This window comes from Vibrio sp. 5S239 (assembly GCF_041439575.1).
GTDB classification, from domain to species: domain Bacteria; phylum Pseudomonadota; class Gammaproteobacteria; order Enterobacterales; family Vibrionaceae; genus Vibrio; species Vibrio kanaloae.
Genome location: NZ_JBGOOM010000036.1, coordinates 21,512 through 33,185, shown reverse-complemented (window position 1 = coordinate 33,185; position 11,674 = coordinate 21,512). Strand labels below are relative to the sequence as shown.

Sequence of the window (11,674 nt, the reverse complement as noted above, 5' to 3'; positions counted from 1 at the left end):
TCAACTTCACCATCGATAGAGATGCCGTTGTCATCCCAGAAAGCAACCAGCTTACCAAGACCAAGCGTACCTGCTAGAGAACAGGCTTCGTGAGAAATGCCTTCCATCAGACAACCATCACCCATGAATGCATAAGTGTAGTGGTCTACGATATCGTGGCCTTCTTTGTTGAACTGAGCAGCAAGCGCTTTCTCAGCCATTGCCATACCAACAGCGTTAGTGATGCCTTGACCTAAAGGACCAGTAGTCGTCTCGATACCTGGTGCGTAACCGTACTCTGGGTGACCTGGCGTCTTAGAGTGCAGTTGACGGAAGTTCTTAAGGTCTTCAATTGAAAGCTCGTAACCTGCTAGGTGAAGCAGAGAGTAAATCAGCATTGAGCCGTGGCCGTTAGACAGGATAAAACGGTCGCGGTCAGCCCACTCAGGGTTTGCTGGGTTGTGGTTTAGGTGAGAGCGCCAAAGAACTTCAGCGATGTCAGCCATACCCATAGGTGCGCCTGGGTGACCAGAGTTTGCTTGTTGAACACCGTCCATGCTTAGAGCACGAATAGCGTTAGCAAGATGCTTTCTAGATTGAGTCATAATTGCTTCCAAATAGAGTTAAAGTTTGAAATAGTAAATTTGATATGAAGAGGGGAACGCAAACGTTCCCCTTTTTTAATTCTTAGTGATTACAGCTTAGCTGCGATCATGTCTTCTAGTTTGCCTTGGTCAACGGCGAAGTTGCGGATGCCTTCAGCTAGCTTCTCTACAGCCATTGGGTCTTGGTTGTGATCCCATAGGAACTCAGCGTGAGTCATTGCAGCAGGACGCTCTTTAGTACCGTTAGAGTCGATTAGCTTCTCTACTACTTCGCCTTCCGCTGCTTCTAGGTCTGCTAGAAGTTGAGGAGCGATAGTTAGACGGTCACAGCCAGCAAGTTCAAGGATCTCGCCGATGTTACGGAAGCTTGCGCCCATAACAACTGTCTTGTAACCGTGCTCTTTGTAGTAGTTGTAGATGTCTGAAACAGAGATTACGCCTGGATCTTCTGAAGCTTCGAAATCACGACCTTCTTTCGCTTTGTACCAGTCCATGATGCGACCAACGAAAGGAGAGATAAGGAATACGCCAGCTTCAGCACAAGCACGTGCTTGAGCGAAAGAGAATAGAAGCGTCAGGTTACAGTTGATGCCTTCTTTCTCTAGGATTTCAGCTGCACGGATGCCTTCCCAAGTAGAAGCCAGTTTGATAAGGATACGGTCGTTAGTGATGCCAGCGTCGTTGTACATTTTGATAAGCTGACGCGCTTTAGCAACGCTGCCTTCCATGTCGTAAGAAAGACGAGCATCTACTTCAGTAGAGATGCGACCAGGTACCACTTTCAGGATTTCTTTACCAATGTTCACGTTAAGCATGTCGCAAGTATCTTGAACTTGTTGTGCTTTGTCTTCGCTTTGAGCTTTAGCGTATTCGATAGAAGCATCGATTAGAGGTGCGTACTCAGCAATTTGAGCGGCTTTAAGAATTAGAGATGGGTTAGTTGTTGCATCTTCAGGAGTGTACTTGCTGATAGCTTCAATATCGCCAGTGTCAGCTACAACAGTGGTTAGTTTACGAAGTTGCTCTAATTTATTGCTCATTTTGATCATCCTATGTATCGCAGAAGACCTCTTTAATGGGAGAGGTGCGGGCATTTGCAAGCTAACTAATGAAGTTTCTCAAGGTTGTACCAGTGAATTAAACTTACATTAATTTAAATTTTTCTCCGAACGAACATTTGCACGGAACATATGATCGCTCGATGAGTAAATGATGTAGCCATATTTATCCGATCTAGCGTCAAAGTCAACGGTAAATAGTGCTGTATGGTGACTTCAGTCAAATATATTTCGCTCTAGTAATTATGGGGTATGCAAGCAAACGTTTAACGGTCAAATTGAGCCTAACTAATCAATAGCCCAATCAAGGTTACCATGCTGATCAAATGTTCCTTGCTGTTACATATGTTCGGGGTGTAAGCTTATTTATCGCTTACTGAACTCTCCTATATTAGGAAGTACAGCAGGTAAAATAATTGTTAAATATTGGTTGAGTGGTATATGAGTAACAATATCCAAGATGTTTCCGAAGAAAACACTGATCTCCTAACTGAAGTAGCGGTTGCCTATTACCAAGATGGGGCAACCCAAGAAGAGATCTCTAAGAAATTTTCTATTTCTCGTGCAAAGGTTGGTCGAATGCTCAGGCAAGCTCGAGATGAAGGTATTGTTGAAATCACCGTGAAATACCACCCCGTATTTAGCGCAAAAATAGAACAACGTTTGATAGAGCGTTTTGGTGTAAAGCGTGCGCTTGTAGCCTTAGACCAACCGAATGAAGATAAACAAAGACTGCAAGTAGCAGGCTTAGTATCCAACTATCTGACCAGTACCTTGAAAAACGGCATGGTGGTAACGGTTGGACAAGGTCGTAATGTGTCTTCAGTCGCTCACCATACTGGCGTAATCACGCCACGTGACTGTAAGTTTGTATGTGGTATCGGCGGTATTCACCCAAGAGGTGGTATGTTTAATGCCGACCATATATGTAGACAGTTAGCGAAAAAGTACGGCGGTTCATCAGAAACGCTATACGCGCCTGCTTATGCGGAGAATAAAGCGCAAAAAACAGCATTCATGGAAAACAGCACCGTTAAGCAAACACTCGATCTAGCCCGAAAGGCTGATGTTGCTTTAGTCGGTATCGGAGATATGAGCGAAAACAGCTACATGGTTGACTTAGGTTGGTTTACTGCGGGTGAGGTGGTTCAGTCGCGTTTACTACAAGGTGTGGTAGGGGACTTTGCTGGCTATGATTTTTTTGATGTATACGGTAAAGCGGCAAACACGGTAATGAGTGACCGAGTCATTGGCTTAGGCTTAGAAGAGTTTCGCCCAATAGCGGAAGTCATAGCCATCGCAGCCGAAAACAGTAAACCACTCGCTTTGTTAGGTGCACTAAGAACGGGCGTGGTAGACGTGATTGCGACCAGTGTAAGCAATGCTTTGACCGTACTTAACTTGGATGAGCAGATGAAGCATGCTGAACTCCAAGACTCATGATTGTTTTACAATTGTAGGGCAATAGATCCACGTTATCTTCTTAGTTTCTAGAGCTCAAAGACAGCAAACTTAGGCTCCCCTTTTGTGCGGTTAGTTATGAGATTGATGTCTGACGTATTGATCTTATTGCTTTCTATTTCAATGGTTGAGTTGAAGATAGATAATTGCATAATTCATCATATGGAACAGGACGAGAGAAGTAATAACCCTGCATCAAGTCACAGCCACATGATTTGAGGATAGAGAAATGTTCATTCGTTTCTACGCCCTCCGCCAATACCACCATCCCAAAGTTCTTACCTATTGCAATGATGTTTTGTACCATTGTGAGCGACTGCAGGTCTACAGTAATGTTTTCAATGAAGCTCTTATCTATCTTTAGTTCATCGATAGGGAGTACCTTCAACATACTCAATGAAGAATAGCCAGTACCGAAGTCATCCAGAGAGATCTTAATATCATTTTCTTTGAGGGCCTCGAAAATTGGCTTCACCAAAGTTACATCTTCAATGAACAGGCTTTCGGTGATCTCTAGTGTTAGGCAGCTTGCTGGAAACTGATATTTTTCGAGTACGGTAAGCAAATGATTAGAGAAAGATTTATGTGAAAATTGACGGACAGATATGTTGATCGATAACCCTATTTTTTGCTCGGTTGTCTGACGTAAATGAGCGATTTGCATAACGCTAGACTCGATGATGAAAGTGCCTAGCTTTTGCATTAAACCAGTGCTTTCAGCTATCGGTATAAATACATCGGGTGGAATAAAACCTAGTTCGTCATCAATCCAGCGTACGAGTGCTTCTACACCATGAATGCTATCATCGGCACGGACCAGCGGTTGAAAAACCATGAATAGAGTTTGTTTCTCTATAGCAATGCGTAGCCTTTGTTCTACCTTCATTTTGTAAAGGTGGGCTTCTTGCATCTCCTCCGTGAAAAGACTGTACGAGTTTTGATGCTGTTTCGCCTTATACATTGAGATGTCAGCTGAGCGAAGCAAACTATCTAAGTCTTTTCCGTGTTCTGGGAATATCGCGATACCAATACTGCACCCCAATAAAAATTGAGAATCATCAACATCGTAAGGTTGGGACAGTACTTCTATGATGCGTTCTGCTAGTCGTTTAATTTCGGTATCATTTGTTAGTGGTGTTAGGAATAAAAATTCATCACTGGATTCCCGAACCAATAGACTTAGCCGAGAGCGGAACCTCATTAAACGCAAAGCGATCTGTTTGAGTACCTTATCGCCATAGTCATGGCCATGTGTATCATTGACACATTTAAAGTTATCTATATCGATAAACAATAGTGAGAATTGCTCTGACTCTTGTTCAAGCCATTTGCCAATATTTCTTCGCATGTATAAACGGTTGGGTAGGGAGGTCAATGGGTCGTGATTGGCTTGGTAAATCAGTTGACTCCGGGTACGTTGCTCGTTCTTTGCGATTGACTTAACTAGGACGTAGAAACCGATCTGAAGTAAAATAAAGGCACCGAAGATAATGCCAAACTCTTCTACAAAGATATTATTGATATGAGAAAGATCTGTGCGACCGATTACCCATAGTTTGTAATCTGGGATGTATTTAGCGCTGACTAGTGAGTGGTATGTGTCATCGTTTATGCTGAAAGAGTACGTCTTTTTGTTGGCTTTGGCTTCTTCGATACTGAAAGGAATTTGTTCTAAAAAGCTTTCAATGATTCGTTTCATAACATCATCATCAACGGGCTTCGAATAAGCGTCGAGAGATTCTATATCGCTAGAAAAAAACTGACGATAGTTGTCGGATCTCAGCAAAGTTAGCGTGTTGTAGCTGCCTGCGTGTGCATTGTTTTCGAACACAATCGTGCTGTCTAAGCGTAAACCAGCACTCATGACAGCATCAACATTCTTGCCATCGATTGAAATTGATTTTCTTAACGGGATAACTAGGCTGTTTAAAGACTCTTGAAAGTAAGTCCGTCCCAAAACCATCTTGTCACTCGCCATTGTCTCTAAAAATGAATGTCTCGTGTGCGGGTCTTGGAGTAGATTTTTTTGATCTGATAGCTGAAGGTTAGAGCTGATAGAAATATAGTCGCCCTGAGCGTTGAGCAGCCCAAATGCTGCGACAGCAGGGTGGGTATCAAGTAATTTGTCTAAAAGTGGACGGATTTGAATTGCAGCTGTTCGAGTAAAGTCTGACTGCTGGGCAAGCTGATGCCCAACGACTTCCAATAAAGCTTCTTGGCTTGTTAAGAGAGAGCTAACTGAGCCAGAAAAAAGTTCAACTTGAATATGTTGCTGCTCGATGAAATCATCTTTGTTTGATTGCCACTTAGTTACACCCAACCCAGTGAAAAGTATCAGAGTACACAATACGATCAGAGCGTACAGCGACCAGATATTTTTCTTAAATAGAGCCATGGCATGCCTTTTGTTTGTTACTGTTTTTAACAGGTGAAAGGGACAATATACTGGTTTTTTAGGGTGATGCATGTAATCAAGGATACAAACACCAACAATTAAAGTATCGATAACTGAATAGTATAACGACTACGAGCTGATATTCTTGAGAAAAATATTAGCGTTCAGAGTAGTGATCACTATTAACCTATGATCGATCACAGTTTATGTTAGTCAACAATGTCGCTTGTTATGCAATAGTGCTCATAATTTTTTGGTTTTACATTACGGTAAGCGCTAATCACGTCGCAAAGAATTTATTCCATGGGACTTCAAATCGCCATTTTGAGTAAACTCTTTGCAGTCGCGTACTGTATTCTAATGGTAGTAGCAATAAACGAAGTTGAATTACTGATTTGTAATCGCAATAGGGAGTTGTTCGTTGGCGCCCCATTCCGTCCACGACCCATCATAAACGCCCATTTCACCTGAATACCCAGCGAGTTTAGCGGCTAATAGAATGATACAAGCCGTTACACCCGACCCGCAGCTAAAGAACATAGGCTGAGAGGGCGTTAAATTTAACGCTGAAAAGACGTCAACTAGATCTTCTTGAGGTTTCAATTTACCTGCACTTAATACTTGTGCGAATGGCAGACAAATCGAGTTGGGAATATGGCCGCTGCGTAAGCCTTTACGTGGTTCCGGTACTTCTGAATCGAAACGAGCTTGTGAACGTGCATCGATAATGTTTGCGCTCTTGTTATCGGAAAAACGTTGGATTTGTTGAGCATTTACAAAGTAGTTGTCTTGAATGTTGCCTTCAAAGTTGCCCGGTTGTACCTCTGTTTTGTAGTCGGTGTCCGTTGGGTAGCCGGCTTCTATCCATGCAGGTAAACCACCATCTAAGATGTAAACGCTTTTGTGTCCCATTGCCATAAACATCCACCATGCGCGAGGGGAAGCAAAGGTTCCAGAGTTATCGTAAACCACAATCGTACTGTTTTGGTTGATACCAATTTCTTGTGCGCGTGCGTTGAAGTGTTTTTCGGACGGGAACATGTGAGGAAGTAGGGTGTGCTTATTACAAAAGTCTTTGTCGTAATCGAAACGAATCGCGCCAGGAATCATTTGTCCTTTAATCTTTTCCGACTCGCTTGGGATCTGAAATTCGATACTGGCATCTAGGGTGACGATGTTGTCTTCTGCTAGTAAACGTTGTTGCAGTTGTTCCGGTGAAATGAGTGGCTGATTCATTCTTCTTATGTCCATTTTTGTTGTTATAGCTATTTGTGAAGCTATATCGATTATTGTAGTGACATCGATGAGTGTCGTTATATCGATTAATGTGCAGTTCGACAGTGGATGAACTGATAACTGCTTTGTCCGGTTATTTGATTGTTTAATGTATCAAGTGCGACCACAGAATCAATAGGGCAGTCTGTAGTTGGTGCAATGGAAACGCGAAATACTTGATTATCTTCTGTCTGGACGGTGAGGTAACGTCTATGCCCATCTAGCGATTGAGTAAGGGTGTTCGAAATCACTTTTGCGTGAATGCGCTGTCCTGTCTCTGGGGTCAGAGGGAAATAGGCGAGAGTCAATAATAAGCCCACACCACACATTAAGATAAATATCCCTGTTTTTAACTGTTTCATGAGAGTAAGTCTTTGAAGGTTATCTGTAAAAGAGTAAGTGAGATTACTGGTAAAGTGAATGAAGCCAAGCAGAAAAAAACATTCGGCCTCTTATTTGAATAACACACAAAGTGAATATTTCGACTTACTTTAAATTTATACAGAACCCGTTATGAATTAGTAGCCTGGTTTTAGTGTCCCGTTGTCTCGTGCTGTATAGAAAGCTGCATTGGGCGTGTAAAAAAGCCCTGACTATGGGGTCAAGGCCTTGTGAGCAATACTTAGCAATGAAAACCTAGCAATTAAAACCTACGTATTTAGATGATGGATGAAGGTTTGTCGGCTTTTCCACAAACCGAGCAATTAGGCATCTTCATTAAATTCATTTCCCTCCAACTGTGTGACATAGCATCGAGAATCAATAGCTTGCCTTGTTTGGGTTGTCCAAATTGAGCAATAACTTTGATGGCTTCTAAAGCTTGTGCAGCACCAACCATTCCAAGGATAGGAGCCAATACTCCGGCTTCGACACAGCTTAGCGCTGCGTTGCCAAATAGGGCGCTTAAACATTGGTAGCACGGTGCGTTTTCATCTTGATAAGTGAACACGCTAATCTGACCTTCCATACGAATAGCAGCGCCAGATACTAATGGTGTTTTTGAGGCGTAGCATAAGCGGTTAAGTTGGTTGCGTGTTTCAACGTTGTCACAGGCATCAAGAATTAAGGAGTGCGCTTCAATTAACTTCGCAAGCGCTTCGTCATTCAGTCGATGATCAACGGTCTCAACCGTTAGGTGAGGGTTCAATACCTGCAGTGATTCTGCGGCTGAATCGACCTTTTTCCTGCCAATGTCGGCATCGGTATGAAGTACTTGTCGTTGTAAGTTAGAAAGTTCAACAACATCATCGTCGATAAGAGTTAGCTTACCAATGCCTGCAGTCGCAAGGTATTGAGAGGACGCACAACCTAAGCCTCCTGCGCCTAATACTAGGATTGAGCTCTGTTTCAGCGCTTCTTGGCCTTCAAAATCAAACTGTTTGAGAATGATTTGGCGGTTGTAGCGAAGCATCTCTGCATCAGACAGTATTTCCATCAATAAGCCTCGTTAGTAAAGCGTCGAGTTAAACAGTTGAATCTGAACCGTTTCGCCTACTTCTACACGGCCACGTTCTCGTTCAAGCACCACAAAGCAGTTTGCTAAGCTCATAGAGCGGAAAGCGCCAGAGCTTTGGTTGCCTGTTGTCTCTACCACAAATTGACCGTTTTCAATTGAGTAAATACCACGCTGGTAATCCGTGCGGCCAGGGCCTTTTTTGAATGCAGATTTCGTGATAGCAGGAATAGATTTCGGACCTGCCCACGCAGTATGACCTGCAAGTTTCGCGAGCATAGGTTGTACTAACACGTACATAGTCACCATTGCCGAGACAGGATTACCCGGTAGGCCGCAGAACCATGCGTTATCGAGTTCACCGAATGCGAATGGTTTCCCCGGCTTGATTGCCAATTTCCAAAAGCCGATTTGACCAAGCTCTTCTAGGATGTCTTTGGTGTAATCCGCTTCCCCCACACTTACGCCACCAGAAGTCACGACAACGTCTGCCAACTCTTGAGCTTTCTCAAATGTTTCTTTCAGTGTTTTAGGGCAATCAGGGATGACGCCGAGGTCGATGGCTTCACAACCAAACGCTTCGATGAGCGGTTTAATACCGTAGCGGTTGCTGTCGTAGATCTGACCATCTTCAAGCGGTTGCCCTAATGGCTTTAGCTCATCGCCAGTAGAGAAGAAAGCGACTTTAGGTTTATGTAACACTGTCACGTGGCTTACACCCAATGAAGCAATCATTGGAATGTCACGAGGCGTTAAGCGTTCACCGCGGCTAAGAACGATGTCGCCTCGTTTGATGTCGTCACCCGTCGGGCGAATATTGTTATTTAGTTTGATGTCGTCTTGAAGGATCTCAACTCCAGCGTCTGTCTCGACGGTATTTTCTTGCATGATGACGGCATCACAACCCTCAGGGATTTTTGCACCTGTCATAATGCGAATACAGGTGTTGCTTGGCCATTCGCCTTCAAACGGTTGGCCGGCAAACGATTTTCCCGCTAAAGGTAGAGTTTTGTTGTGTTCTAAATCGGCAATACGCAGCGCGTAACCATCCATTGCTGAATTATCAAAAGGAGGTACGAAAATAGGTGATAGTATATCTTCAGCAAGTACATAACCTAGTGCTTCAGCGAGAGGAAGAGACAGAGTCATTTGGATTGGTTTGATTGGTGACAGCAGCTTATCTAGTGCTTCTTCAATTGGCATTAAGCCCGGAGCGTCGCAACAGCCCATAATTGAAATCCTTTAATCGTTATTATTTTGACTTGGTGGTTGGGTCTATTGAGTTTATGAAAACTCGCCAACGAAATTGCAGCCACCTTAGCATAGTTTACGCCCCGTAAATAATGACCTCCCTTAAAATATGGGTGTATTTATTCAAAATTACGAGTATCCTTGTTTGCCATCCAGACGGGGTAATAGAAAGAGGAAGTTCAATGTCAGGTCTTAGCGAATCAGCGAAGTTAGTTAAAGATGCGCTAGCAAGCCGTGGGTTAGAGACACCAATGAGTCCTAACCAGATTAGCCGAGAAGAGAAAAAGGAACGAATCGAACACCATATGCGTGAGATTCTAACTCTCCTTGAACTTGATCTTACGGACGATAGCCTAGAAGAAACGCCACAGCGTATTGCTAAGATGTATGTGGATGAAATTTTCTCTGGTTTGGATTACGCCAACTTTCCTAAGATTACCGTCATTGAAAATAAGATGGGTGTTCGTGAAATGGTACGGGTGAAGGACATTACTGTGACCAGTACTTGTGAGCACCACTTGGTTACTATTGATGGCAAGACGGCGGTGGCTTACATCCCTCAAGGTAAAATCATTGGCCTTTCAAAAATCAATCGAATCGTCCGGTTCTTTGCACAACGCCCCCAAGTTCAAGAGCGCATGACGCAGCAAGTCCTTGTTGCACTACAAACGCTATTAGAAACTGATGATGTTGCTGTCACTATGGATGCGGTTCACTACTGTGTGAAGTCTCGTGGTGTGATGGATGCAACCAGCGAAACGACAACAACTGCACTGGGTGGTATTTTTAGATCAAACCCAGCAACGCGCCACGAATTCTTACACGGCCTGCGTTAATACGTCGTTTAAAAAGATTTTAAGGCCTCACCTATCGGTGGGGCTTTTTTGTATTTGTACAAAGGTGTATTGGTTAGTTTTAACTAAGGTAAGTTTAATGAATGGTGATCTTTGGTGTAGATACGCTCTAAAGGAAATATAGAGCGTATAGAGAAAATAGGTAAGCGTTTAAGAGAGGTTAAACAAACGCTTTAAGCGATGAATAAAACCTGATGGTTTATTCTCGGTTTGGTAAATATTGAGGCCATCATAGAAACTACTCATAAACTCTACTCGAACCTCATCGTCCGTGTTTCTGGATACGCGAGATAGCAATGTTGACGTAGCCGCCGCATGATCATTGGCTAGGCTGTAGTCCATTCCTAGTCGTCCTTGAATGAACAACCACAAATGAGTAACTAATTTTAACTGTTGAGCGTTAGCGTTTTGAAATTTGCCGCTATGTTCACTGCCTACGGTATTATCGAATACGTTTTGCATCGCTTCACTGGCTTCTTTATGACTCTCAAAGCGATAGCTTACATCGATATGTACTTTCGTTAGTAAGCCGAGCAAAGTCTGACGTGCAGAGTTATCGGACTTGTTCTTACATGCGTGTTTGAAAAGAGAGTGGTTTTCTTCGATGAATGACTGCAGCTCTTTCTCATAGCCTGTCGTGATCGCTTTTATTGAGTCTAAACCTGCTTCTTTTAAACATAGGTGAAGTTTGGGTTGCGGCTCCGTAATAGTTTGAAGATCAGTCATGACTTTGTAGCTCTTCCCACGTCACTTCTGCAGATTGCGTGTCGCTATTTACGAACGCTGAATTACCCGACAGCATTACGGAAAGATCCATTGTACGCTGTGTCATCGCTGTTAATTGCTCTATACCATCGTTGTCTAGACGAACAATTTGAGCTTTCAGATAACCGAATTTGCCTTTGTTCTGCTCCCACCAAACATTCGACTTAGTGTTGAAGCTAAATACACGTACTGACTTAGATGAGCGAGTCGCTTTCTTAACACGTTCTGGGTCAGGTTCACCCACATCAATCCATTCTAGGATCTGGTCATCTAACGATTTCTGCCATAAATCCGGTTCTTCAATAGTCGACAAACCTTTGGTGAACTGAAGCTCCGGTGAAGCATTGATACAGAAAGCGATGATACGAGCCATCATTCGCTGTTCTGTTTCTGAAGGGTGCTGTGCAATCGTTAAATTAAAAGAGTCATAATAGTCGCGATTCATATCAGTTAGAGAGAGTCGAAACTTATAGATTGTGGGTTTGAGAGCCATTGAGAAGGTGTCTTAGGTAGAAATAATGGAGGAGAATATTACCTTAAATCTCCGAATAGTGGGCAAAAAAATAGCCAGCAGAGGC

10 protein-coding genes and 1 pseudogene are annotated in these 11,674 nt (G+C 43.2%); 2 read left to right on the top strand and 9 right to left on the bottom strand.

The annotated features are described in order from the left end of the window. Both ACED48_RS19720 and tal read right to left on the bottom strand, forming a co-directional pair. Positions 1–584, bottom strand: a pseudogene (locus ACED48_RS19720) (transketolase); the annotation flags it as partial. Positions 585–673: 89 nt separating this feature from the next. Further along, positions 674–1,624 carry a transaldolase gene (tal, locus tag ACED48_RS19715; protein ID WP_017058112.1) on the bottom strand — a complete coding sequence of 317 codons (951 nt, stop codon included), beginning with the start codon at positions 1,622–1,624 and terminating at the stop codon, positions 674–676. Positions 1,625–2,083: 459 nt separating this feature from the next. Between tal and ACED48_RS19710 the strand changes: the two genes are divergently transcribed. Further along, positions 2,084–3,085 carry a sugar-binding transcriptional regulator gene (locus ACED48_RS19710; protein ID WP_017058113.1) on the top strand — a complete coding sequence of 334 codons (1,002 nt, stop codon included), beginning with the start codon at positions 2,084–2,086 and terminating at the stop codon, positions 3,083–3,085. 133 nt (positions 3,086–3,218) lie between these two features. Here ACED48_RS19710 and ACED48_RS19705 read toward each other — a convergent pair whose 3' ends face one another. The 5 genes from ACED48_RS19705 to moeA form a co-directional block, all read right to left on the bottom strand. After that, the gene (locus tag ACED48_RS19705; protein WP_017058114.1) at positions 3,219–5,498 is read right to left on the bottom strand and encodes a bifunctional diguanylate cyclase/phosphodiesterase; all 2,280 of its coding nucleotides are present in this window, start codon (positions 5,496–5,498) and stop codon (positions 3,219–3,221) included. Between the two features lie 387 nt (positions 5,499–5,885). Continuing rightward, on the bottom strand, positions 5,886–6,734 hold the full coding sequence (locus ACED48_RS19700; RefSeq protein WP_017058115.1) for a sulfurtransferase: 849 nt from the start codon (positions 6,732–6,734) through the stop codon (positions 5,886–5,888). 86 nt (positions 6,735–6,820) lie between these two features. Then, positions 6,821–7,135: a hypothetical protein gene (locus ACED48_RS19695; RefSeq protein ID WP_029627234.1), complete on the bottom strand. Its 315-nt coding sequence runs from the start codon at positions 7,133–7,135 to the stop codon at positions 6,821–6,823. 296 nt (positions 7,136–7,431) lie between these two features. Continuing rightward, positions 7,432–8,208 carry a molybdopterin-synthase adenylyltransferase MoeB gene (moeB, locus tag ACED48_RS19690; RefSeq protein WP_017058116.1) on the bottom strand — a complete coding sequence of 259 codons (777 nt, stop codon included), beginning with the start codon at positions 8,206–8,208 and terminating at the stop codon, positions 7,432–7,434. A 12-nt stretch (positions 8,209–8,220) separates the two neighbouring features. Then, positions 8,221–9,456: a molybdopterin molybdotransferase MoeA gene (gene moeA, locus ACED48_RS19685; protein ID WP_017058117.1), complete on the bottom strand. Its 1,236-nt coding sequence runs from the start codon at positions 9,454–9,456 to the stop codon at positions 8,221–8,223. A 203-nt stretch (positions 9,457–9,659) separates the two neighbouring features. On the opposite strand from moeA, the gene folE reads away from it, so the two are divergent. After that, positions 9,660–10,313, top strand: coding sequence for a GTP cyclohydrolase I FolE (gene folE / locus ACED48_RS19680; RefSeq protein WP_017058118.1), 654 nt, complete (start codon positions 9,660–9,662; stop codon positions 10,311–10,313). Positions 10,314–10,481: 168 nt separating this feature from the next. Here the strand turns inward: folE and ACED48_RS19675 are convergent, their stop codons facing one another. Further along, positions 10,482–11,057 (bottom strand): hypothetical protein, encoded by a 576-nt coding sequence (locus tag ACED48_RS19675; RefSeq protein ID WP_017058119.1) that lies wholly within the window; start codon positions 11,055–11,057, stop codon positions 10,482–10,484. After that, positions 11,050–11,589, bottom strand: coding sequence for a YaeQ family protein (locus ACED48_RS19670; RefSeq protein WP_017058120.1), 540 nt, complete (start codon positions 11,587–11,589; stop codon positions 11,050–11,052). The genes ACED48_RS19675 and ACED48_RS19670 overlap by 8 nt, the downstream gene beginning before the upstream one ends. Positions 11,590–11,674: the final 85 nt, after the last annotated feature.

Coding starts and splice junctions, on each gene's coding strand:
- tal (WP_017058112.1), bottom strand. CDS start 1,624: ATGAGCAATAAATTAGAGCAACTTCGTAAACTAACCACTGTTGTAGCT.
- ACED48_RS19710 (WP_017058113.1), top strand. CDS start 2,084: ATGAGTAACAATATCCAAGATGTTTCCGAAGAAAACACTGATCTCCTA.
- ACED48_RS19705 (WP_017058114.1), bottom strand. CDS start 5,498: ATGGCTCTATTTAAGAAAAATATCTGGTCGCTGTACGCTCTGATCGTA.
- ACED48_RS19700 (WP_017058115.1), bottom strand. CDS start 6,734: ATGAATCAGCCACTCATTTCACCGGAACAACTGCAACAACGTTTACTA.
- ACED48_RS19695 (WP_029627234.1), bottom strand. CDS start 7,135: ATGAAACAGTTAAAAACAGGGATATTTATCTTAATGTGTGGTGTGGGC.
- moeB (WP_017058116.1), bottom strand. CDS start 8,208: ATGGAAATACTGTCTGATGCAGAGATGCTTCGCTACAACCGCCAAATC.
- moeA (WP_017058117.1), bottom strand. CDS start 9,456: ATGGGCTGTTGCGACGCTCCGGGCTTAATGCCAATTGAAGAAGCACTA.
- folE (WP_017058118.1), top strand. CDS start 9,660: ATGTCAGGTCTTAGCGAATCAGCGAAGTTAGTTAAAGATGCGCTAGCA.
- ACED48_RS19675 (WP_017058119.1), bottom strand. CDS start 11,057: ATGACTGATCTTCAAACTATTACGGAGCCGCAACCCAAACTTCACCTA.
- ACED48_RS19670 (WP_017058120.1), bottom strand. CDS start 11,589: ATGGCTCTCAAACCCACAATCTATAAGTTTCGACTCTCTCTAACTGAT.